The 23,475-nt window shown below is 60.4% G+C and carries 19 protein-coding genes; 6 read left to right on the top strand and 13 right to left on the bottom strand.

Features of this window, described 5'->3' with window-relative positions; genetic code table 11:
• The first annotated feature begins 170 nt into the window (after positions 1-170).
• Positions 171-335 carry a hypothetical protein gene (locus tag AC1D2Q_RS27550; protein ID WP_477815276.1) on the top strand — a complete coding sequence of 55 codons (165 nt, stop codon included), beginning with the start codon at positions 171-173 and terminating at the stop codon, positions 333-335.
• 25 nt (positions 336-360) lie between these two features.
• Here the strand turns inward: AC1D2Q_RS27550 and AC1D2Q_RS27545 are convergent, their stop codons facing one another.
• The 12 genes from AC1D2Q_RS27545 to AC1D2Q_RS27490 all read right to left on the bottom strand — a co-directional run bounded on the left by AC1D2Q_RS27545 (position 361) and on the right by AC1D2Q_RS27490 (position 17,118).
• Positions 361-1,743, bottom strand: a complete 1,383-nt coding sequence (locus tag AC1D2Q_RS27545; protein ID WP_477815275.1) for an LLM class flavin-dependent oxidoreductase — start codon at positions 1,741-1,743, stop codon at positions 361-363.
• A gap of 232 nt (positions 1,744-1,975) precedes the next feature.
• Positions 1,976-4,465 carry a TonB-dependent receptor plug domain-containing protein gene (locus AC1D2Q_RS27540; protein ID WP_477815274.1) on the bottom strand — a complete coding sequence of 830 codons (2,490 nt, stop codon included), beginning with the start codon at positions 4,463-4,465 and terminating at the stop codon, positions 1,976-1,978.
• A gap of 37 nt (positions 4,466-4,502) precedes the next feature.
• The gene (locus tag AC1D2Q_RS27535; protein WP_477815273.1) at positions 4,503-5,000 is read right to left on the bottom strand and encodes a RidA family protein; all 498 of its coding nucleotides are present in this window, start codon (positions 4,998-5,000) and stop codon (positions 4,503-4,505) included.
• Between the two features lie 24 nt (positions 5,001-5,024).
• Positions 5,025-6,599: a flavin monoamine oxidase family protein gene (locus AC1D2Q_RS27530; protein WP_477815272.1), complete on the bottom strand. Its 1,575-nt coding sequence runs from the start codon at positions 6,597-6,599 to the stop codon at positions 5,025-5,027.
• A 52-nt stretch (positions 6,600-6,651) separates the two neighbouring features.
• Positions 6,652-8,784, bottom strand: a complete 2,133-nt coding sequence (locus tag AC1D2Q_RS27525; protein ID WP_477815271.1) for a TonB-dependent receptor — start codon at positions 8,782-8,784, stop codon at positions 6,652-6,654.
• A 416-nt stretch (positions 8,785-9,200) separates the two neighbouring features.
• On the bottom strand, positions 9,201-10,160 hold the full coding sequence (locus tag AC1D2Q_RS27520) for a D-isomer specific 2-hydroxyacid dehydrogenase family protein (RefSeq protein WP_477815270.1): 960 nt from the start codon (positions 10,158-10,160) through the stop codon (positions 9,201-9,203).
• The gene (locus AC1D2Q_RS27515) at positions 10,157-11,344 is read right to left on the bottom strand and encodes an acyl-CoA dehydrogenase family protein (RefSeq protein ID WP_477815269.1); all 1,188 of its coding nucleotides are present in this window, start codon (positions 11,342-11,344) and stop codon (positions 10,157-10,159) included. Before AC1D2Q_RS27515 ends, AC1D2Q_RS27520 begins: the two co-directional genes overlap by 4 nt.
• Positions 11,345-11,418: 74 nt before the next feature.
• Positions 11,419-12,429 (bottom strand): ABC transporter substrate-binding protein, encoded by a 1,011-nt coding sequence (locus tag AC1D2Q_RS27510; RefSeq protein ID WP_477815268.1) that lies wholly within the window; start codon positions 12,427-12,429, stop codon positions 11,419-11,421.
• Between the two features lie 13 nt (positions 12,430-12,442).
• Positions 12,443-13,813 carry an LLM class flavin-dependent oxidoreductase gene (locus AC1D2Q_RS27505; RefSeq protein WP_477815267.1) on the bottom strand — a complete coding sequence of 457 codons (1,371 nt, stop codon included), beginning with the start codon at positions 13,811-13,813 and terminating at the stop codon, positions 12,443-12,445.
• A gap of 28 nt (positions 13,814-13,841) precedes the next feature.
• On the bottom strand, positions 13,842-14,810 hold the full coding sequence (locus AC1D2Q_RS27500; RefSeq protein ID WP_477815266.1) for an ABC transporter substrate-binding protein: 969 nt from the start codon (positions 14,808-14,810) through the stop codon (positions 13,842-13,844).
• A gap of 119 nt (positions 14,811-14,929) precedes the next feature.
• Positions 14,930-16,513 carry a rhodanese homology domain-containing protein gene (locus AC1D2Q_RS27495; RefSeq protein WP_477815265.1) on the bottom strand — a complete coding sequence of 528 codons (1,584 nt, stop codon included), beginning with the start codon at positions 16,511-16,513 and terminating at the stop codon, positions 14,930-14,932.
• On the bottom strand, positions 16,510-17,118 hold the full coding sequence (locus AC1D2Q_RS27490; protein WP_477815264.1) for a cysteine dioxygenase family protein: 609 nt from the start codon (positions 17,116-17,118) through the stop codon (positions 16,510-16,512). Before AC1D2Q_RS27490 ends, AC1D2Q_RS27495 begins: the two co-directional genes overlap by 4 nt.
• Before the next feature lie 220 nt (positions 17,119-17,338).
• On the opposite strand from AC1D2Q_RS27490, the gene AC1D2Q_RS27485 reads away from it, so the two are divergent.
• Positions 17,339-18,244 carry a LysR family transcriptional regulator gene (locus AC1D2Q_RS27485; protein WP_019578558.1) on the top strand — a complete coding sequence of 302 codons (906 nt, stop codon included), beginning with the start codon at positions 17,339-17,341 and terminating at the stop codon, positions 18,242-18,244.
• Positions 18,245-18,363: 119 nt separating this feature from the next.
• Complete coding sequence (locus AC1D2Q_RS27480) at positions 18,364-19,158, top strand: class II aldolase/adducin family protein (RefSeq protein ID WP_019578559.1); 795 nt, start codon at positions 18,364-18,366, stop codon at positions 19,156-19,158.
• Between the two features lie 72 nt (positions 19,159-19,230).
• On the opposite strand, the gene AC1D2Q_RS27475 is transcribed toward AC1D2Q_RS27480, so the two are convergent.
• Entirely contained in the window at positions 19,231-20,319 is a 1,089-nt protein-coding gene (locus tag AC1D2Q_RS27475) for an LLM class flavin-dependent oxidoreductase (protein ID WP_477815263.1), read from the bottom strand.
• A gap of 382 nt (positions 20,320-20,701) precedes the next feature.
• On the opposite strand from AC1D2Q_RS27475, the gene AC1D2Q_RS27470 reads away from it, so the two are divergent.
• Genes AC1D2Q_RS27470 through AC1D2Q_RS27460 form a run of 3 tightly spaced genes read left to right on the top strand, consistent with a single transcriptional unit; the run spans position 20,702 to position 23,451 of the window.
• On the top strand, positions 20,702-21,586 hold the full coding sequence (locus AC1D2Q_RS27470; RefSeq protein ID WP_096480384.1) for an ABC transporter permease: 885 nt from the start codon (positions 20,702-20,704) through the stop codon (positions 21,584-21,586).
• Position 21,587: 1 nt separating this feature from the next.
• Positions 21,588-22,400 (top strand): ABC transporter ATP-binding protein, encoded by an 813-nt coding sequence (locus tag AC1D2Q_RS27465; protein ID WP_019578562.1) that lies wholly within the window; start codon positions 21,588-21,590, stop codon positions 22,398-22,400.
• A gap of 25 nt (positions 22,401-22,425) precedes the next feature.
• Complete coding sequence (locus AC1D2Q_RS27460) at positions 22,426-23,451, top strand: ABC transporter substrate-binding protein (RefSeq protein ID WP_477815262.1); 1,026 nt, start codon at positions 22,426-22,428, stop codon at positions 23,449-23,451.
• Positions 23,452-23,475: the final 24 nt, after the last annotated feature.

Genomic DNA, 23,475 nt, shown 5'->3' with positions numbered 1-23,475 from the left:
AAGAGAGAAGGGCTATCTGCCATGAAGGATATGGTTATAAAAAATATTTTATAAATATTTTTTGGGAATTAGCTTAGTGATTTTAAATATTCAATTTAGGAATAAATAAATTATTATTTATTTCTTTTGATGTTGTGGCAGGAGGCGCACCTTAATGCCCTGCACATCCAGTGCGAATAGCCACTGTGCTGATGGAGTTGCCCGGTGAGGAGTTGCTGGCGCAATCACAAGTGATCGAAGAGTTGCCGGGAATGGAATTGAAAGTGTCCCTTGAAAGAACCACCGCTGCGCCGCTGCCCCGCGACGTTTTCCTCGAACGTTCGGCGACTGCTTGATAACGCTTGAGCAGTCGCCTTCGGGCTAAAGCGCCTTGCCGAAGCGGAATGAGGCGCCATAAGCCGAGCCAGGTAAATGGCTACTGCCATCTTCCCTTAACCTGGACCTGAAGGTACCGCTTTGCGGCTGGGTTCTGTAGAGACCGCGCTTCTGTAATTCGGGAATGATCAACTCCACGAAATCTTCGAGTGTGCCAGGGCTGATCAACGGATTGATCATGTAGCCACTGGTGCCGGAAATGCGTGCGTGTTCTTCGATCCGGTCGGCTACCTGTTGTGGAGTGCCCACCAGAATCAGGTCGCTGCCGCGGGTGACCTTGGCAAAACGTTGCTTCACATCCCCGGCGGTCAACGGCTTACCACTGCCATCGGGGTGCATGACATAGGACGTCAGCCCTTCGGTGTGGGTCGACAATGCATCGCTGTCGGCATAGCGACTGATATCGATACCTGTGTCGCCTGCATAACTGACCAGTTGCGCCTGAAGGTGGTAGTTGCTTTGCAACGCCTCATATTTGCGCTGGGCTTCAATTTCGGTTTTGGCGGTGACGATGCGCAATACAGTCAGGGACTTCACATCCTCACGCTGGCGACCGAGCGCCTGGGCCTTGGTCCATATGTCCTCCAGGCCCTGACGGATTTCCTGAGGGTTGGATTTGGCAATGAAGATCAGTTCAGCGTGCTTGGCGGCGAACTCGCGACCGCGACCCGACCAGCCGGCCTGGATCAGTAGCGGTGTGCGCTGCGGCGACGGTGAGGTGAGGTGCGGTCCGGCGACTCGATAGTGCTCGCCGACGTGGTTAATCGGCCGTACCCGATCACCCCGGGCATACAGCTGATGAGCTTTATCCGCGACCACCGCGTCATCGGCCCAACTGCCTTCCCACAGCTTGTACACCACATCGAGAAATTCTTCGGCGCGTTCGTAGCGGTCATCGTGTTTGATCATCTGTTCAAGGCCGAAGTTACGCGCGGCGCTGGACAGGTAAGAGGTCACGATGTTCCAGCCCACCCGGCCGTTGGTGAGGTGGTCCAGGGTGCTGAAGCGCCGAGCGTGGGTGAAGGGGTGTTCATAGCTGGTGGTGACCGTGACGCCGAACGCTAGGTTTTCGGTGACCGCGGCCAGGGCGGGAATGATCATCAGCGGGTCGTTGGCCGGAGCTTCTACGGCCCACTTCATCGCGGCATTGGCATTGCCGCCAAAGACGTCGTAGAAACCCAGCACGTCGCCGAAGAACAGCATGTCGAGGTTGGCTTGATCGGCGATGCGCGCCAGGTTCGACCAGTAGCCCAACGAGTTGATTGCCAGACGCTCGTCAGCCGGATGCGTCCAGAGGCTCGGCGCCCCTCCACATCCCACACTGGCTTGTTCGTAGAGTGCAAACAACAGAGGTTTTGGATCAGCCATCATGGCTCCTGAACAAATTTAAAGGGACGTTTCTGTATCAGCTCCAGCGCATAGATTGAAACGCACTATAAAAACAATATGTACTTCTTTAATGGAATAAGAGCCTTGTGTCAGGCTATATGGAACCTAAGCCTCAGGCGCCATCCTTACCGGGCTCGGCATTGATCAGAATGAATGGCTGCACTTCGAAATACCCTGCGATCTTTTGCTCTTGCTCTGCGCGCCCGAGGAGTCAGAACGCGTATTGCAGGCGGGTGTAGTAGTAACCGCCAGTGAAGCCGAAGGGTGAATAGCTGCCCCAGTTATCGCCGAACGAAGAGTTGCTTACGCCGATATGGTCGGGGTACTTGTCGAACAGGTTCTGTGCGCCGACGGCCACGGTCAGTTGTTTGTTGATCGCATACGCCACGTCGAGGTCGGTGATCCATTTGGCCGAATACTCGCGATCCAGGCTTGGATCGCTTGAGCTGTTGACCTCGGTGTAGGTGCCATAACGGGTCAGCCGCAGATTGACGTCGAAGTCGCTGATCGCCCAGTCGGCGGAGAAGATCATCTTGCTGCTGGGGGAGGTTTTGGTAATCAGCGCTCGCGATTGGCGTCCGAGCAACTGGAAGTTACTGCCCAGGGCAGTCAGTTGTGATGGTGTGTCGTTGACGCTGAGAATTTGCGTGTGGTTGTAGTTCAGCGCCGCGGTCCATCTCACCGAGCCGAACTGGTTCAGGTTCTGCCGGTAATTGCCGACCACATCGACCCCGGACGTTCGGGTGTTGGCGCCGTTGGTGAAGTACTGCGCGCCGGCGGTGGCGGGTACGCCGATGCTGTCGAGCAGGGCCGCGACGCCCGGTCCCTGGAAACGCTCGCTGAGCACCAGGCGATCGCGCAGGTTGATCACGTAGCCGTCCACGGTCAGGCTCAGGTCTTCGCTGGGAGTCAGGGCGAAACCGAGACTGAAGTTGGTCGAACGTTCGGGTTTCAACGACTCGGCCCCAAGGGCCTGGGCGCCGACCGAGTCCACAGGCAGAATCACGTAGTTGTAAGACTGGTAGACGCCATTGATGGTGTCGAACCCGGTCGAGCGCGCGGTGAATATCTGGTTGGCCAGCGACGGTGCGCGAAAGCCGTTGCTGATGGTGCCGCGCACCGAGAACACCGGGTTGAACTCATAACGGGTACTGAGTTTGCCACTGCGGGTGCCACCGACGCCTTCGTTGTAATGCTCGTAACGCGCGGCGACGCCGAGGTACCACTGTTCGACAGGGTAGAAACCCAGGTCGACGTAGCTGGCGACGCTGTTGCGGCTGACTTTCTGTGTGTCTTCAGGGGTGATGCCGTTGGTGACCTGAGCACCCGGGTCGGGGCGCTGCCCGGCGCGTGGATGGCCGGCGGGAAACACGTAGCCGCCATCGATATACGAGGCTTCGGAGCCGGCGCGGGTCTCATAGCTTTCACGCCGATGCTCGAAGCCGAAGGCAACATCCAGCGGCTTGGCCAGGCCGATTTCGTAGCTGTTTTTCAGGTCCAGGTTGCTGGTCAACTGGTCGGCGATGTAGATGCCGGAGGTGAACTTGTTCGGGGTGTTTTCACCCAGCGACGGGTTCTGGTTGTCGTAGGTACGTTGCTTGGCGTAGTTGCGCCCGTAGGTGCTGCTCAGGTCCCAGGCCCAGCCGCCGAAATCCTCGCCCTTGGCACCGAAGGCGGACTGAAAGTCGGTTTCGTTGATCAGCCAGTAAGGACTGTAACCGTCGGGATAGCCATTGGGGCCGGTGGTGATGGTGTTGCGCCCATTGGGCAAGCGGAAGTTCTGGCCGTCATTGTTCTCCCGGGTGGCCAGGGTCGAGAACGAATAAAGGGTGACGGCATCGTTCAGCGGCAGGTCGAGGTTGTAGGCGACATCGGCCAGTTGGCTGCGGGGCAAGCCGTAGCCTTTGTAGGTGTGGTGGCTGGCATCGGCCTCGCGCGGGTCGGGCGAACCGTCGGCCTGCGGATAGTAATGCGCACTGTAGCCATTGCTGCCGGCCTTGTTGTCGCGCTCCTGGTAGCGAGTGTCGAGCGAGACATTGAGCACACCGGCTTCGCCGACCTGAAAACCATAATTGAGCGCTTCCTGCGCGGTCCCGCGTTTACCATCGTAGCCTTGGCCGAGGGTGGTGTCGGAACTGCCGCCGGTGGTCTGCTTGAGGATGATGTTGATCACCCCGGAGATCGCATCCGAGCCGTACTGTGCCGCCGCGCCATCGCGCAGCACCTCGATGTGATCGATGGACGCCACCGGGATCAGGTCGAGATCGCTGGGCGCCGCGCCGCTGTTGATGCCGTTGATGTTCAGCGTGGCGCTGGTATGCCGGCGTTTGCCGTTGACCAGCACCAACACATGGGCCGCGGTCAGTCCCCGCAGGGTCGCCGAGCGAACCACGCCGCTGGCATCCCAACCAGCACGGTCGGGCAGGTTGAAGGAGGGGATGAATTTGCTCAGGGCCTCCAACAAACTCGGTTTGCCCACCGAACGCAATTGTTCTCCGGTTACCACATCGATCGGCGTCGGGCTGGTGGTGACGGTGCGTTCGACGGTGCCACGGTTACCCGTGACGACCACGGTGTCGAGGGTCGGTGAGGCGCTTTCGGCGGCCTCGATGTTGAATGAAGCCAGGCCGCAGGCAATCGACAGCGGCAGTAATAACGGACGGTAAGTCGGCGCCGTGCGGCGTGCTGGGCAGTTGAGCATCAACGTGGAACTCCGTGAATGTCGGATGATGGCCGTGTCACTTCTTGCGCGCGGCGACGGCTTCGATTTCGACCAGCCCGCCCGGCAACGGCAGGGCGACCACCTGCACGGCGGTGCGCGCCGGTTTGTTCGGTTGCGCGGTGCTGCCGAAGAACGGCGTATAGCCTTCCTGCAACCCGGCGAAATCGAGCTTGCCGCCCTTGGCCGGATCACCCACCAGGAACACCCGGAGTTGCACCACATCACCCAGGTCCAGGCCTTGGCTTTGCAGTACGCCTTTGAGCTTGTTGAGGATCGAGGTGGTCTGGGTTGCGGTGTCGCCATAGGCGGCGAAGGTATCCTTCGCTGCTTTTGGGTCATGCAGGTCGGCGAGCAGGCCACTGATGAACAGCAGGTCGGTTTGCGCCGGCACCGACACCGCCAGCGAAATCGGGAAGTTCGAGTTGGGCAGGGCGACGCGTTTGATCTCGTCGGCGTGGCTGCTGAGGGCGGTCGCGGTCATGAGGAGTCCTGTGAGCAAAGTCATGGTTTTCATCGGTCAGTCCTTTATTGGAGAAAGTCAGGCAGCAACGCCCGGTTGCTGGCGTTCGGCATGGCGGCCGATCAGGGAAACGATGCGTCGCGCCGAGTCGGCGGCGCTGTTCTGCCAGATGCCGACGCCACCATGGGCGAGGGCGTCGCTGGCCAGATACGTGCGGCCCTGGGGTTCGTTGAGGATCTGGTAAGCGCTCTCGCCGACCTCGTCATTGACGATCCACGGACCTTTGCTGAAGGGCACCTTGGCCCAGTTGATGGCCACCGGTTTTTGCAGTTTGGTGCTGTGTCCGGGGTGCAGCAGTTCGACCGCTTGCCGCGAGGAGGCGAACTGTTCGGCGAGGGATTTTTTGCTGAAGGCCTGGGCCGATTCGCTGGTGTTGTAGGCCGCGACCAGAATGCCCTGGGCACTGTTCAGCCGATCACTGGGGTACCACAAACCTTTGACTTCATGGTCCAGATACGACAATCCGCCGTAGATGTTGAAGTCGGTTTCCCAGAAGCGCGGTGACTGCCAGGCGACTTTGTTGGCCTGATCGCTTTGTGCGCTGAGAATCGCTTGCTTGAAGGGCGCACTGAAGTTGCTCGGTAGTTTGGCCAGCAACGGCAGGGGCACCGTGACGATGGCGTAATCGGCACTCAGCGTCTGGGCTGTGCCGGTCTTGCGGTTCCGGTAGGTGATGCGGCTGCCGTTTTCGGAGGTCTGAATATCGCTGACTTCGGCGTTGAAACGCACCGCATCCTTGAGCTTGTCGTAGAGCGCGTAGGGAATCCGGTCCATGCCGCCAACCGGTTGGAACATGGTCGAGGAAAACTCCGGGATTTCATCGAACACTAACGCACCCCAGAGCTTGGGGTTGAGCAGGGTCTGTAGCTCCAGCGGTGCACGGGTGATGCCGGTTTGATCGCCGGCACCGGGGATACGGGTGTAACCCGAGCGCACCGAACCTTTGTATTTGAAGTCGGCGTTGAGGTCGCCATAGACCTTGAGGAAGTTCAACAGTGCCTGACGGTCGTCGACGCTCAAGTCCTGGTCCAGGGCTTTGCGGCTGACGGTTCTCGCCAGCAGTTCCGATAGTTGCCCGCGAGTGTCGTTGACCGCCTGGCGCAATTGGAAGGCCGGTCGTTTCGGGTCCGGCAAGGCCAGTGCGTTGCGGCTGCTGTTGACCAGCACTTGCAGCTCCACGCCCAACTCGCGGCAGTAGCCGAGGATCGTTTGGTGATGGCTGGGAATGCGCGCGGGACCGGCGTTGAAAAAGTGCCCCTCATCGAAGTCGACGGTCTGGCTGACCCCGTCATCGAAATCGACTTTGGTGCCACGCCGCAGGGTCCAGTTGCGTCCGCCCACTCGCTCTCGGGCTTCGAGTATGGTCACGGTAAAGCCAGCCTTGCGCAGTTCATAGGCACTGACCAACCCGGAAATACCGGCGCCGACCACCACCACATGCTTGCCTTTGCCACTGCTGCCCAGTTGCAACGGGTTGAAGCTCGCCGCCACGGCCTGAGGTGTGAGCCCCAGCGCGCCGAGGGCGCCGACAGCAGCGGAATAGCCACCGACGGCGGCAATACGGGAAATCAGTTCTCTGCGGGTAAAAGCCATCGTGGTGCTCCTTGCGTTCAGGCGGTAAGGAATCCGGTGTTCGCGTTAGGGGTTAAAGGTCGTAGCGCACGGACAACAAGAGGGTTCGTGGGTCGTTGATGGAGTAGAAGCGGGCACCGCTGGAGGGCACGTAGCCGACCGATTGCGGGTAGGCGCGGTCGAGCAGGTTTTTCACCGCCAGCGTGGTGGTCCAGTGACCGTCGCCGGAGATGTAGCGGGTGTTGGCGTTCCAGAAGGTCTGCTGGGGGATTTCCTGGACGTCGTCGTTGAGCGCGTTGGCGTAGGACTTGGTCTGGAACTGGGCATCGGTGCCGGCCAGCCAGGTGCCGGGCAATCCGGCCGGGATGGTGTAGTTGATGCCGACGCTGGCGTTCCAGCGCGGCGAGAACACCAACTGTTTGCCGTTGGCATCGACACCGGCACCGCTGGCATTTTCAAAGTCGTCGTACTGGCTTTCCAGGTAGCCGACATTGGCGGTCAGTTGCAGGTCACGGGTCAGCGCGGTCAGGGTTTCCAGTTCTACGCCATAGGTGTGTGCCTGGCCGACGTTGGTCCTTAGGCTGACACCCAGCGCCGGGTCGTAGGCGTTGGTTTGCAAATCCTTGTAGTCGTTGTAGAACAGCGCGAGGTTGGCGCGCAGGCGCTGGTCGAAGAAGTCGCCCTTGAAGCCGGTTTCCCAGGTGGTCACGTCTTCCGGCGAGAACGCCTGCTCGGCGGCGGCCCGGGTCGGCGCGCGGTTGTCGTAGCCTCCGGCCTTGAACCCTTTGGCGACGTAGGCGTATTGATTGAGGTGCGGCGTCCAGGCGTATTCGAAGCCGAGTTTCGGGCTGGTGGACTGCCACGACTTGCTTGATTCTGCGGTGAAGTTGGTCCCGGTGATCTGCCGGTTGGTATTGATGGCGTAGTTGGTGTACTCGAAGTTTTTGTGCTCGCGGGTAAAGCGCAGGCCAGCGATCAGCGACAGCTGCGGCGTGATTTTGTAACTGCCCTGGCCGTACAACGCGTAGCTTTCAGTGTTGGTCGTGCTGTATTGGCCCTGGCCGATGACCCGGTTGCGTGCAACGGAATAGGTAAGGTTGTCGCGGTCCGCTTCGAACTTTTCGCGGTACAGGTACAGGCCGGTGCTGAAGCTGAATTTGTCGTAGTCGCCGTTGAGCTGGAATTCCTGGGTGGCGTAGTCCTGCCTGTAGGTGATCAGGTTTTGCTGGATCAGCGCCGCTTGGCCCGAGTTGTCGTAGTCCACCGGCTGGTTGAACGCCGAATAAGCGGTCACTGATTTGAAGTTCAGGTGGTCGTCAATGGCGTAGATAGCGCGCAGCACCGAGCTGCCTTGGTCGAGACGGTTCTTCGGGTCGAGGCTGCTGTAGCTCTTGAATTTGTCGAAGTGGCCGTTGGCATCAAACGGCGTGTAGCTAGTGGTGTCGCCACGGTCGAAGGTGCCGGCCAGGGTCAGTTGCACATCCCACGGCGAATCGATGGGGTTGAAGCGCAGCTTGCCGCGGTAGGACTGGATGTCGACGTTGTTCACATCCTCGCCACGGGTCGGGTTGGAGACGGTGCCGTCACGGGTCAGTCGAATCGCCGAAAAACTGCCGAACAGCGTGTTGTCCACCAGCGGACCACTGATCAGGAATCGGCCGTTCTGCGCGTTGTAATTGCCGGCGCCGAGCTCGAAGAAACCCCGGGTTTCCTGGGTCGGATCGCGGGTGATCACGCGGATCGCACCGGCGCTGCTGTTGCGCCCGTAGAGCGTGCCTTGCGGGCCACGCAACACTTCCACACGCTCGACGTCGTTGAAGTCGAGCATCGAGGAAATGGCCCGCGGGATGTACAGGTCATCGGCGTAGACCGCGACGGCGGATTCCTGGATCGGATCGGTTTCGCCGATGCCGCGTATCCCGTAGGTCTGGGCGCTGTAGGAGATCGACTGGCGGCTGAGGGTCAGGTTCGGCACTTGCCCGGAGAGGTCGCGGATGCTTTTGATCTGCTTGTCTTCAAGGGCTTTTTCGTCGAACGCGGAAATCGCCAGCGGGGTCTTTTGCAAGTCCTCGGTATGGTGTTCGGCGGTCACGGTGACCACGGGCAGGGCTCCCTCCCTGGCGGCTTCTTCGGCCTGGGCCGACAGTCCGAAAATCGCCAGCGACACGGCCAGCGGCAAACGGTTTGTACTGAAAATGTTGTGCATGGTGAGCCCCGGGTGTGTAAGTGCTGCGTTGGCGTCGTTATGTTTTTTCGGCAAAGCGTTGCCCGGGCCAGGGTCCGCAGGCCTTGGCGGTGGGGCGGCTTGAGCCGGTTTTCAGGTTTGGGTGTGGCGATTGACCGTGGGGTGGTGTCGGCCGGAAAAACGTACAGTTCCGTGGGCCTCCACCTGGTCAGGGGTCGGTGATGGTGGTAACAATATTTGTATAAATAGGCGCTGTAAAAGTCCGATTAGTTATAAGTTAATTATAAAAAACAGGAATTAAGTAGAAATATAAAATGCGTAAAACTGATGTAGTTTTTTGGCAGTTGAAACGCCATCGCGGGCAAGCCACGCTCCCACAGTTACTGCATAACCTGTGGGAGCGAGGCTTGCCCGCGATGAGGGTAGATCGGCTGGACTCAGTACCCGCGTTGTACGTTCGCCTGATTTTCCAACGCCAAACCGTTGAGATAACGCTCAAGATTGGCCAGGAAACTGTCAGCAATCTCATGCCGACTGTTGGTGGAAATCGCCGAGGTATGGGGTGACAAGCGCACCCGTGGATGGATGTACAACGGATGTCCGTCCGGCAGTGGCTCAGGCTCGGTGACATCCAGCGAAGCCAGGCCGATCGTTCCGCTGTCCAGTGCTTCAAGCAACGCCCCGTGATCCAGCAGACCACCACGGGCGATGTTGATCAGGTGCAGGCCGGGTTTGGCACTGGCGAGCACGGCGCGGTCGACGATATGCCGGGTCGCCTCGGTCAACGGCGCGGCCAACACCAGATGGTCGGAGCGGGCGAACAGTTCATGGATGTCGCGCACCGCCTGCACGCCTTCGACCTCGAACGGCGTCTGACTCTGCCGCAACGCCAGCACCTGGATACCCAATGCGTGGGCCTTGCCCGCCAGGCTGCGGCCGATGGCGCCGAAGCCGAGAATCCCCAGGGTGCTGCCCTTGAGCGGGGTCAGCGCGCTGAAGTTCCATTGCGAGTCGTGCACCCAAATCTCCGGCAGACGCTTGGCAGCGGCGAAGATCGCCGCCAGGGCGAATTCGGCGATGTTCTCGGCGGCGCTGCCCCGCGACGTGCTCACCGGCGGGCCGTTGAACAGCCATTGCGGATAGAAGTCGATGCCTGAAGACACCACCTGAATCCACCGCAGGCCATACGGCCAACCCGGTGGCGGCGTGTCCGGTGCCAGATAGCCGCGCACATTGATCGGCCGCGCCAGCAAGATGCTGACATCCGCCGGCAGGTCGCTGGGCACTCCGACCGGCACGCTGAGGACCTTGGCCCCCGGGTGTGTTTGCTCAAGGCGCTGGCGGATCACTTCGTTGAAGTCTTCATCCAGTTGGCTAGCGATAACGAGCTGGCTCATGGGCGCTCCTTTGGTTGGCGCTGAGCGAAGACCGCTTTACCGACGCCTTGTAGAACGGCGTCATTTTGAGGGGTGTGAACACGGCTGCACAGCACGTCGCGGTAATGCCGTTGCAGCGGATTGTGGCGTGACAGACCGGGATTGCCGGATGCCTCGATGGCCAGCTCGACGGCGCGGATGGCGTTGCCGGTGACCAGGTATTTCAGCTGCGCAGCATTGCTGGCCGGTGTGTGACCGTTCGCGGCAGCGTCAAGCAGGCTGCGGTTGGCGAACAGCAGGGTGTCGATGTGTCCGACGGCTTCCTGAAAGCGTGGCAGGGTCGAGAGCGCCGCCCCGAGGTTGGACGGCTTGCGTGTTTCCAGCCAGCCCACCAGCCAGTCGCGAGCTGCCTGGGCGACCCCGTCATAGACCGATGCCAGCAACACCGACATCCACAGGAATCCATCAGCATCGAGCTCGGGTTGTGGGGCACTCCAGCGACTGACGCTAACCGCGTAGTCCAGCGGCACCAGCACATTGTCGAACACCACTTCATGGCTGCAGGTGGCGCGCATGCCCAAGTGGTCCCAGTCTTCGATGATGCTGATGCCGGGGGTGTCCTTGTGCACCAGCCAGGCGCCGACCAGTGGGTCTTCATCGTTGCTGCGTGCCCAGACACTGAACCAGGTCAGGCCATGGCTGCCGGTGGAATAAATCTTTCTGCCGCTGATCCGCCAACCGGCGGCGGTGCGCCGGGCAATGGTCGCCGGCAGGCCACCGCGTGCTGGAGTGCCGAGATCGGGTTCGACCCGCAGGGCGTTGATCAATGCCCCCTGTTGGATCGCATCTTGCGCCACTTGCAGGCGCAGCGCTTCGGGCCAGTTTTTACTGTCCTGCAAGCGTGCGTGCTGGATGTACTGCATCACCAGGATCAGCGCCGTCGAGGGCTCACCTTTGGCAATTGCGCTGATTGCGTTGCGTGCCTGGGCCAGGCTCGCGCCACCGCCACCGAGTGCTTTGGGTACGGTCAGGGCGACCAGACCGTGCTCATGCAGCAGCTTGAAATTGTCATGGGGGAAGGCGCCGCTCTCGTCATAAACGTGGGCAGTGGCGCCGAGTTGTTGGCCGATGCTTTCCAGCAAAGCTTCGAAATTGGCCGCTTCGACCGATCGCAGTGGCGGAGCGTGTTGAGAAGAAAGACTCATAGGAATTCACTCATCAAAAGGTGAGAGCCGAAAGTGGTTCCACCGCCATCAACTGTGGTGTTTGGCGATTTGATTCATAACGGCAGCAGCTTGAAGTTCTTGTCCCACAACGGACTCACATCGAGCCGTTCGCTCAGCACGCCCGCATCGAAGAACAGGTCGGCGACTTCCTGTTGCGAGGCGATGGCCTGATCGTTCACTTCGATGATTTTGTAGGGTTGGCTGCGGCTGTTGTGCATGTCGAGAAACACCGCTTTGTCGACGCCCAGCAGTTGCGCCGATTTGGTCGCCCAGGGTTCGGGGTTGTTGTTGATCCATTCCAGTGTGCGCGCCTGTCGTTGCAGGTAATCCTGGATCGCTTGCTTGCGTAGCGGGTCTTCGAGTGCGGCGGGCCGGGCGGCGATCAAGTAGTTGCCGGACAGGTAACCCAGGGCGGTTTTCAATACCCGGGCGCCACTGCGGAATTTCGCCAACTGAATGAACACGCCGTAGATCACCCAGGCATCGAGCTGGCCACTCTGAAACGCCGTGAAACCGTCCTGCGGGGTGAGCGCCACCGCCGTGATGTCGTTCAGGGTCAGACCCTGCTCCTTCAGCGCCTTGATCAGAAAATAGTGCGAGGTGGTGGAGCGCACATAACCGACCCGCTTGCCGCGCAATTGGCCGACCGACTCGACTGTCGAGTCCTTGGGAATCAGGAACACCTGATTGTTCACATCGCCTTGCAGCACTGCGATCAATCGCGGCTGGCGATGGCTCTGGATCGAGAAGATCGGCGGGATCTCACTCATGTTGCCGAGGTCCAGGCTGCCCGAGGCCAGCGCTTCGACGATCAGGTTGCCACCCGCGAACTCCGAATATTCGACTTTGTAAGGCGTGGTGGCGGTGCCGGCGTCTTCGACGAAGTACGAGTCCTGGCCCCGGTAGGTGGCGACCCCCAGGGTCAGCTCCGAGAGGTTGGTGCTTTGGGCGAACGCGCGTGAGGCGAGTCCGAGCGACGACAACCCCAGCGCGCCGAGGGCGATGGAGCTGGCCGCCAGGAAGCCGCGCCGATTGAACTGTCCGTGAGTGTTCGGTTTCGTCATGGTCAGGCTCTCGTCAGATGGCCGCCAGCAGCGGGTTGAAGGATCCGCTCACTGCCGCGCGTTTTTCTTCAGCCTGCGCGTAACGGTTGACGGGCACTTGCAGGCCAAGGTTGTCGCGCAGGGTGTTGCCGCTGTACTCACTGCGAAACAGTCCGCGCTGTTGCAGCACCGGCACCACGAGTTCGGTGAAATACTGCAGACCGTCCGGCAGCAACGAATTGATGATGAAACCGTCGGCTGCACCGTCTTCAAACCACTTCTGAATGGCATCGGCGACTTGTTCGGGTGTACCGACGAAATCGCGCCGTGGCCGGGAGAAGCGCAGGGCCACTTCACGCAAGGTCAGGCCTTCGTCTTTGGCCAATTGTTTGATCCGGTCCGAACCACCTCTCTGGCTGTTGGAGCCCAGGTCGCCCAGCTCGGGGAACGGTGCGTCCAGCGGGTATTGGCTGAAGTCATGGTCATTGAACGGCCGGCCGAGCGCGACGATGGCATCTTCGATGCTCACCAGCTCCACCGCCTGTTGATAGCGGCTTTCAACTTCCGCTTCATCGCGGCCAACAATCGGACGGATGCCGGGCAGGATCGACAGCTTTTGTGCGTCGCGACCGAAGCCGTTGACGCGTTTTTTCAAGTCCTGGTAGTAGGCGCGCGCTTCGTCGAAGCCCTCGGGGCTGACGAAAATCGCATCGGAATTTTCGGCGGCGAAGTTACGGCCGTCCTCAGAAGTACCGGCCTGGAAAATCACCGGCTGACCTTGCTGCGAACGGGCGATGTTGAGCGGGCCTTTCACCGAGAAGAATTCACCCTTGTGTTCCAGGGCATGCAACTTGCCAGGGATGAAAAACTCACCGCTTTGTTTGTTGTAGGCGAAGGCGTCGTCCTCCCAGGAGTCCCACAAACCCTTGACCACCGCCACATGCTCCTTGGCGATGCGGTAGCGCACAGCGTGGGGCGGGTGCTCGGCCTTGCCGAAGTTGTCGGCGGTGCCGCTGAGCCACGACGTCACCACGTTCCACCCGGCGCGACCGCCGCTGATATGGTCCAAGGATGCAAACTGCCGGGCGACCTGGAACGGTTCGGTGTAGCTGACGGTGACGGTCGCCACCAAGCCGATGTGCCGGGTGGTCGCGGCCAGGGCCGAGAGGATGGTCAGCGGTTCGAAGCGGTTGAGGTAATGCGGGCTGGACTTCTCGTGGATGTGCAGGCTGTCGGCGATGAACACGAAGTCGAACTTCGCCGCTTCGGCCAATTGCGTTTGCTGTTTATAGAAGCCGAAATTCACACTGGCGTTGGCCAGAGCCTGCGGGTGGCGCCATTCGCCCCAGCCATGGCCGACGCCATGGACCATTGCACCGAGTTTCAGTTGACGTTGTTTGCTCATGGTTTCTACTCCTGAATCCGTCGCATCGTTAGCGCGATGCCTGGTTAAGTTGCGCACGCGGGGCGTTGAAGCTTTTATCGAAGCCTTGGGAGACATCGATGTGTTTAGTGAGAATGCCTTCCTGCTGATAGATATCCGCGGTGGTTTGCAGACCGCTGATGACCTGGTCGTCAATCGCTACCGGTTCTATGTGTGTGGCTTTGGCCACCGCCAGGTGCACCGCCAGCGGCAAGCCAGTGACTTGCGCCTGGGCGGCGGCAAACTCTTCGGGATGGGCGTTGGTCCAGCGGTAGGCACGATCGATGCGGGCAACGAAGTCGTCGAGTTGCTGGCGCTTGTCGGTGATGGCCTGGCGGGTGGCGGCCAGGTACAAGTGATTGGTCAGCAAGGTGTCGCCGCTGACCAGTACCTTGGCCTGACTTTGCGTGGTGGCAATGGTGGTGTAAGGGTCCCAGGTCGACCAAGCGTCGGCGCTGCCGTTATCCAGCAGAATGCGCGATTCGCTGGGCAGCAGGTAAATGAACTGCACGTCCTGGGTGCTCAGGCCGACATCGCGCAAAGCCTTGATCGCCAGGAAGTGACCGATGGAGCCGCGGGTGGTGACGATCCGCTTGCCCTTGAGGTCGCGGGCGTCGTTCAGCGGCGAGTCCTTGGGCGCGAGAATGGCCGTGGTGTAGCGGCCCTCGGCATGCACGATGCTGACGACTTTGAGCGGCGCGCCGGCCCCGAGGGCAAACACGTAGGGCGCATCGCCCAGACCTCCGATGTCCACCGCACCGGCATTCAGCGCCTCGCCCAACGGCGCGGCGGCGGGAAACTCGGAGAACTGGATTTCGTAGGGCACATTCTTCAGCTCGCCGGACACCTCCAGCAGTACCTTGAGCGTGGATTTCTGATTGGCCACCCGCAGCGGCTGCAGGTCGGCGGCTTGCGCCGTGGTCCCGAGGCTGAGGGCGACGGCCAGTAGTAGCGATTTGAAGGGCAGGGTGATGCGCATAACGGCATGCTCCAGGCGGGTCTTGCTGTTTCAGGGCACCTCCGCCTGGAGAAAGGGGTCGGTCCGAATTTAATGTCAGGTGGCTGATGTGCCCGCAAAAGGCACACGAGCCGGGGTGTTCAGATCACGAAAAAGCCGTGGGTACCGTCGCGGGCCAACTGGTCCACCAGCCCGAATTCCCAATCCAGATAAGCCTGCATCGCTTCACGCGGGTTATCGGTGCCCTCGTAAGGGCGGCGATAGCGGTCGATGCGCGGCGAAGCCAAGTGAGTTTCGCCGTGCTCCAGCGGCAGTTGCGCGGCGATCCAGCTGGCGGTGCCGTCGCGCAGTAGAAACACCGTTTTGCCGGTCAACGCTTCGACCTCGGCGACCGCCAGCCGCGCCAACTGGCTGCTGCCGCAGGTCAGTACATACCGCTGCGCCAGCGGCACCTTGGCCAGGGCCTCACGCAGTTGCCCGCGCAATGCCCACCACGCGCCGGGGATATGGCGCTTGACGTAGTTGCCGCTGCTGGTGAAATCCAGCACCACGCTGTCACCCTCGGCCAGCCATTGAGACAGGGTTTCAGCGCTGATTTCCTCGACCTGCGGCGGCGTGGGAACCGGCGCCTTCCACGCACCTTTTTCACTGAAGTGCGCAGGCTGCAAGTCATCCAGCACGTGCACCTCCCAACCCAATTGTGCGAGCCAGGAGGCCGACATGTTGGCGCGCACGCCATCATCGTCGACCAGCACCAGGCGCGCGCCGCGCACACTGGCGAAGTGGTCGGTTTCCTGTACCAGTTGGCCGCCGGGCGTGGAGCGGGAAGCGGGCAGGTGACCGGCCTCGAATTCTTCCGGGGTGCGTACGTCGAACAGGTAAGTGCTGCGGCTCGGTTCCTGTTGCCAGCGTTGCAGGTCGGCCAGGGTGGCACGGCCCACCAGCGCTTTGTCGGCGATGCGACGGGCATCGCGGGCGGCGATGTGTCGATTCTCTTCGCTGGTCGGCGCGAATCGGCGCGACTGGCCGTGTTCCAGGGTTTGACCGGCGAGGGTCCAGCCGATGGTGCCGTTGCGCAAGGCTGAAACCGGGTTGGCGATGCCGGCGTTGATCAGCGACTGCGTGCCGATAATGCTGCGAGTGCGTCCGGCGCAGTTGACGATGATGCGGGTCGCCGGATCCGGCGCCAGCTCCCGGGCACGCAGCACCAACTCCGCTCCCGGTACGCTGATGCCGGTGGGAATGCTCATGGTCTGGTACTCATCGAAGCGCCTGGCGTCGAGCACCACCACATCGGCCTCGTTGTCGAGCAATGCCTGGACCTCTTCCGCCGCCAAGGAAGGCGTATGACGCTGGCTCTCAACCAGTTCACCAAAGGCTTTGCTCGGCACATTGACGTCGATGAACAACTCGCCGCCATTGATGCGCCAACCTTCCAGGCCTCCCTTGAGCAGGCTGACATTGACATAGCCCAGATCCTGCAAGCGCTGCGTGGCGATGCTCGCCAGACCCTCGCCATTGTCGTAGACCGTCACCGGCGTATCTCGCCGAGGAATCCTCGAGAACACTTCAAGTTCGAGCTTGGACAGCGGAATGTTGGCAGCAAACAGTGGGTGCGCTTCGGCGAAGGGGGCTTCTTCGCGTACATCCACTAACGCCAGTTCTTCACGGTTCAGCAGCGCCTGGCGGATCTCGGCGTAGGAGCGGGTGAGTGCAGTGCTCATAAGGCTTGGCTCTCTTTGGACACATCCCAGATATTGGGGAGGAGGGTGTTGGAATAACCGGAGATGAACAGTTTCTCGCTGCCATCGGGCTGGTACACCGCGCGGCGCACGGCGCCGATGTTGGCGCCATAGACATGGATGCTGATGGAGACCTGATCGTTGTAGGCGTTGCTGACTTGATGAATGTCGCCGATCCGGGGCGATACGGCTTCGACCTGGCCCGGGAGCAGATGAACCCGGTTGCCCTCGGCCACCAGTGTGCCGTCGGCGTGTCGTTCGAACCCTTGCGAATACTCCGCGCCGCGCAACATGCCGATCAGCCCCCACACCCGATGGTCATGGATCGGCGTGCTTTGCCCCGGCCCCCAGACAAAACTGACGACACTGAAACGCTGCCGTGAGTCGGCATGCAGCAGGTATTGCTGATAGCGCTCCGGGTCTGGTCGGGCAAAGTCTTCAGGCAACCAGTCGTCATGGCAGACCAGTTGGGCGAGCAGTTTGCCGCCACGGTGCAGTAAATCGCCTTCGCGGGGGTTGCTGTCGATCAGTTCCGCCAGGGCACCTATGAATGCTCTGAGTCTCTCTGGGTGTCGGGCTTGGGTCATGGTGATTCCATCGTCCGTGTTGAAAAGTGATGTCATGATTTAAGCATAATGATTTTGCTTAATATGCTATTTTTTAATGATTAGGTTATAGCTGAAAGGAATTTAGAACCCTTGTGCATAGCGTTAGACGTTATCGATAGGCGCGCCGGGCTATCCAGATATCACCAATAGAACTATGCTTTTCAGACATCTTATTGACTGTTCTCTATGTGCGGGCCAAATGAAAATTGATGATATCGACGCCTTTGTCGAAGTGATCCGTTGCCAGTCCATCAGCCATGCCGCCGAGTCGCTGCAACTGACTCAACCCGCCATCACACGGCGTGTGCAGAACTTTGAGCAGGCGTTGGGCGTGGAGTTGTTCGACCGCAACACCAAGCCGCTCAAGCCCACGCTGATCGGCACGCGGGTGTACGAGCAGTGCCGTTTGATCCTGCGGGAAATGGATGCCTTGCGCGAACTGGTCGCCACCGACGCGCCGCCCACCGGGCTGTTGCGCCTGGGCGTTCCGCAAACCATCGGCGATGTGGTGCTGCTCGATGCACTCAAGCACCTGCGAATCGAATACCCCGAATTGCGCGCCCAGGTGGCCACGGGGTGGGGCAGTCAACTGGTCGGCAAAATCGAACGCGGTGAACTGGACGCGGCAGCTGCGCTGTTCCCGGCCGGGAAGATTTTCCCCGACAACATTGTCGGTGAGTCGATCGGCAAGATGGAACTGGTGGTGGTGTGCGCCCAGGCGCAATTGCCCAAGCGTCCGTGCAAACTCGCCGACGTTTACCAGAGCGGCTGGATTCTCAACCCTGATGGTTGCGGCTTCCGCGCCGGGCTGCAACGAACCCTGTCGGACCAGGGCCTGGCCCTGCGGGTGAACCTGGAAACGTTCGGTACCGAGTTGCAGCTGGGCCTGGTCGCCGATGGCCTGGGCCTTGGGCTGGTGCCGCGTCCATTGCTGGAGCGCAGTGCCCACCGCGAGCAATTGGCGGTGATGCCGCTCAAGGATTTCAAGCCGCTGATGGACCTGTGGCTGATCTATCCGCATTTTCTCGGCAACCTGCAAGGGCCGGTTGACGCCTTTGGCAAACTGGTTGCCGGGTCGCTGCAGAAGATCAAGAGCGCGGCGTGAGAGGGGGATTTATAATAAAAAAAAATAATAATTAGCTTAGACTAAAATGTGCTTTTTATTATTTTTTGCCTTCCCCTAGGCTTGCTGGAGATCCTTAAGGCCATCCAGGAAGTTTTGCCATGAGCAGCGTCAGCCCGTTATCCAGTGTCTCGAAAAATGTTCGCCAGCGCGTCAGCCCCGAAGAGTGGGAGGTGCGTGTGAAACTGGCCGCGGCCTATCGGCTGGCGGCCTTGTTCAAGTGGACTGATCACATCTACACGCACTTCTCCGCAAGGGTGCCGGGCCCCGACGAGCATTTCCTGATCAACGCCTTCGGCTTGTTGTTCGATGAAATCACCGCCTCCAACCTGGTCAAGGTCGACATCGATGGCACCCTCGTCGACGACCCGACCGGGCTCGGTATCAACTACGCCGGTTATGTGATCCACAGCGCCATTCACGGTGCGCGTCCAGACCTGCAAGCGGTCCTGCATACCCACACCCGCGACGGCATCGCCGTGTCCGCCCAGCGCGATGGCCTGCTGCCGATCTCTCAGCATTCCATTGGTTTTTCCGGGCGGGTGGCTTATCACGGTTATGAAGGCATTGCGCTGGACCTGGACGAGCGCGAACGGCTGGTGGCGGATCTGGGTGACAAGAGCGTGTTGATCCTGCGCAATCATGGGTTGTTGACGGCGGGCATCAGCGTCGAGCATGCGTTCCAGCAACTGCATGTGTTGGAGCGGGCCTGCACTATTCAGATCGCGGCACAGGCGGGTGGCAACGCCGAACTGATCTTCCCGCCGGCCGAAGTGGTGGCCAAGGTCGAGAAACAGGCCGAGGTGTTCAAAAGTGGTGACGGGCCGGGTGTTGCCCGGCACTGGAATGCGCTGATTCGGCAGTTGGAGCGCAGCGATACGGCTTATAAAGAGTGATACGAATCCACTTCAAAAGAGAGGGGCCTACCGCAAGGTAAGCCCCTTTTTTGTTTCGCAGAATCGGGGTGGTCAAGCCACTTTTTCCGCTGCTTGCCGTTCACGCTCGGCCACCAATTGGCGGGTCAGTGGGATCAGCCGCTTGCCGTAGTCGATGGCATCGTCGAGCGGGTCGAAGCCGCGAATCAGGAAGGTGGTGATGCCCAGGTCGTAATAGTCGAGCAGGGCTTCGGCGACCTGTTCCGCAGTGCCGACCAGCGACGTCGAATTACCTTGCGCGCCTAGCAGGCCGGCGATGCCGGTCCACAATCGCTTGTCCAGCCGCGAGCCCTGGGCCGCTGCCGCGAGCAGGCGCCGGGAGCCTTCGTTCGGTGGTTCGCGGCGGACAAAACCGTTCTGCTCAGCGAGGGCGGTAGCCTGTTGCAGGATGCGTTCGGCACGCTCCCAGGCTTGCGCTTCGGTGTCCGCCAGAATCGGTCGCAGCGACAGGCTGAAGCGGATGCTACGCCCGTGTTTGGCCGCTTCGGCACGCACCTGGTTCACCACTTCGCGCACCTGTTCGTAGGTTTCACCCCACAGTGCATAAACATCCGCATGCCTGCCCGCCACTGCGATGGCCGTTGCCGATGAGCCGCCGAAATACAGCGGAATGTGCGGTTGCTGCGGCGACTTCACCGCCGAATGCGCGCCCTCGACCTGGTAGTACGTGCCCTGATAGTCGAAGGGCTTTTCACTGGTCCATTCCTGGCGCAACACATCGAGGTATTCATCGGTGCGTGCGTAGCGTTCGTCCTTGCCGATGTAACTGCCGTCGGCCCGCAGTTCGCGGTCGTCGCCGCCGGTGATGATGTGCACCGCGGTGCGTCCGCCATTGAGCACATCAAGGGTGTTGAACTGCCGCGCGGCCAGGGTCGGCGCGGCGAAACCTGGCCGATGGGCGATCAGGAATTTCAGATTCTTGGTCACGCTGGCGGCATGCGAGGCAATCAGCGTGCTGTCCGGGCTGTTGGAGTGGAAGGCCACCAAGGCGCGGTCGAAACCGGCCTCGTCATGAGCGCGGGCGACTTTCTCCACGTACTCCGGTTGCAGGGTAGGGCCGCTGCGAGGGTGGATCTCTGAAGAATGATGACCGCCGATGTAACCGATGAATTCAATACTCATGATGAGTTCCTTGTCGTTGAACGGGTGTGATTAAAGCCTCCACCGGGCAAGGGGTCGGTCTGTGGTGTGGAAAGTAGGCGCAGCGGGACAGGGCTGTGAAATGCCGTTTTGTTCTAAGTTAATTATTAAATTAATTGATTACTTGTTATTTGATGTATCAGAGATCCGCATTTTATGTTGAGTCGGTGGCGCACCCTGCAAAGGGCCCGGGCTGAGCCGGTTTACTATGCAAATAATTTATCTGGCTGATCGGCTATCTGATTTTTAATCATATTAGGTTATTCCCAAAAAGAATTTCACTGAGGTTTTTTATGCGAATAGCATGAATCCGAAGCAGATGCATGGCGCCTCCAGCCATGTTCTTTATGAGGAAGGAAGCCTGATGACTGAAAAGACTTTCGATACGCCGAGCGCCAGTAGCTCGTTTTCCGTCAATAAGGCCGCTCGCCTCACTGGTGATAGCCGGGGTGCGTCAAGGTTGCTCCCCGACTGGTTGCGCAACTGGCGAACACCTGAGGCATTGCTGCGATTGATCAGCCCGATTGCGCTGCTGCTGTTGTGGGAACTGGCGTCGCAGTGGGGGCTGATTCCGCAACGGGTGATCGCCGCGCCGTCGCAGATTGGCGGCACGCTCTGGGCCATGATCACTTCCGGCGAGCTGGGCAAGCATCTGCTGGTATCCCTGCAGCGGGCGCTCGTGGGGCTGAGCATCGGCGTGAGCATCGGTGTCGTCGCGGCGCTGATTACCGGCCTGTCGAAGCGCGGCGAAGTGATCCTCGATTCACCGATGCAGATGCTGCGCACCATCCCTTCGCTGGCGCTGGTGCCGCTGTTCATTCTCTGGTTCGGTATCGGCGAGTTCACCAAGATTGCCCTGATCGTGACCGGTACCACCTTTCCGGTGTACCTGAACCTGTTCGCCGGCATTCGCAACATCGACCCCAAACTGATCGAGGCTGCCAACACTCTGGGCCTGAATCGTCGCGAGTTGATCTGGCATGTGATTCTGCCGGGCTCGTTGCCCTCATTCTTCGTCGGCCTGCGTTACTCCCTGGGAATTTCCTGGCTGGCCCTGGTGTTTGTCGAGCAAATCAACACCACCGCCGGCATTGGCTATCTGGCCAGTGATGCGCGGGATTTCATGCGCACCGATGTGATCGTGATCTGCCTGCTGATTTACAGCGTCCTCGGCCTGTTGATCGACGGACTGATTCGTACGCTGGAGCGTTTTGCCCTGGCCTGGCGCCCATCCTTTGTGAGGAACTGATATGTCGAGCATCGATCTTTTGGACGCGTCTAAAACCGCGCATTCAGCAGCACCCGTACAGCTGCGCAATGTGGTGCGCCAGTTTGGTCAACAGCGGGTCATCGACGGCCTGGACCTGGACATTGCCCCCGGCGAATTCGTCGCGCTGCTGGGGGCCAGCGGTTCGGGTAAGACCACTTTATTGCGCAGCCTGGCCGGACTCGACAGCATCGACAGCGGCCAGCTGCGGGTGCCCAAGGCGCGGGCGGCGGTGTTTCAGGAACCTCGGCTGATGCCCTGGAAGCGCGCCTGGAAGAACGTGATTCTCGGCCTGCACATCCCCGATGCCAAGGCGCGTGCGGTGCAGGCGCTGACCGAAGTGGGCCTGGCCCATCGCCTGGAAGCCTACCCGGCGACGCTCTCTGGTGGCGAAGCGCAGCGAGTGGCGCTGGCCCGCGGTCTGGTGCGCGAGCCCAAGCTGTTGCTGCTTGATGAACCGTTCGCCGCACTCGATGCCCTGACCCGGATTCGCATGCATCGGCTGATCATCGAGCTATGGCGCAAACACACGCCGGCCGTGCTGCTGGTGACCCACGACGTGGATGAAGCGATCCTGCTGGCCGATCGGGTCATCGTGCTGGCCAACGGCAAGATCGCCGAGCAATTGACCATAGACCTGCCGCGGGCCCGGGATACTGGTCAGGAAGGTTTTCAGCAAATCCGCGCGCGTTTGTTGAGCCTGTTGGGGGTTGAAGCGAACGAGCCAGCGATTCAAGCGGCCGGCGCTGTACCAGCAGTGTCGACTGGCAACGTCCGGCGTTTTGCTCATGGCTGATTTTTTGATAAAGGAATTTTTTGCCATGCCAGGACGCATCTGGAAAACCACGGCTGTGCTGTTGTCTGGCGCCGCGCTGTTGCTCGGCGGTTGCGGTGAGACCGTCGAGACAAAGTCCTCATCGGCGGCCCAGTCAGATTTGTCCGGCGTGACGCTGGTGCTGGGCGATCAGGCCAAGGGCTTGCGCACGGTGGTCGAGGCGGCGAATGCGCTGGAGGGCATCGACTACAAGGTGCAGTGGGCCAACTTCCAGGGCGCCGCGCCGCTGTTCGAAGCCCTGCGCGCCGGCGCTGTCGATCTGGGGCCGGCCGGTGATACCCCGGTGCTCGCGGCGGCGACTGGCGGCACGCCGTTGCGGATTGTCGCGGTACGGCGCAGTCAATCGAGAGGGATCGCGATTCTGGTTCCACCGGATTCAACGATTCGCAGCGTTGCGGATTTGAAAGGTCGCAACGTGGTGGTGTCGTCGGCCCGAGGCAGCATTTCCCAGTACCTGCTGATTCGCGCGCTGGCCAATGCCGGGGTCGATGAGAAAGACGTCAACGTCGGCTTCGTCTTGCCGACCGACGCCTTGCCGGCGTTCAACGCCGGGAAAATCGAAGCCTGGGCTACGTTCGGGGTGTATCAGGCATTCGCCGAGCAGAAGGGCGCGCGGGTGCTGATCAGTGGCGAAGGCATCAACACCGGGCTGACGTTTATCACCGCCTCCGATGAAGTGCTGACCGACCCGCTCAAACGCAAGGCACTGAGTGATGTATTGCAGCGCTTCGCCAAGGCGTTCGAATGGGCGCAGCGCAATCCCGACGAGTACGCTCGGGTGTTCGCCAAGGTCAACGACATTCCCCTTGAAGTCTCGCAGACGCTGCGCAGCTGGGGCGATGAGTCGCTGTTGCCGGTTGAACCGCGGGATGTTCAGGCCTTGCAGCAAGTCGATGACTTGTTCGTGGAAAAGAAGATCTTTCCCCATCGTGTTGATGTGGAAAAACTCACCGATACGGCGGTGTTTTCCGCTGCGCCACTGACAGTCACGCAATCGGAACCGTCGCGGTAGTCCGGGTTCTACCTGAAGATTTAC

The organism is Pseudomonas sp. P1_A1, from assembly GCF_056406935.1.
This window is presented reverse-complemented; position numbering and strand designations above follow the sequence as displayed.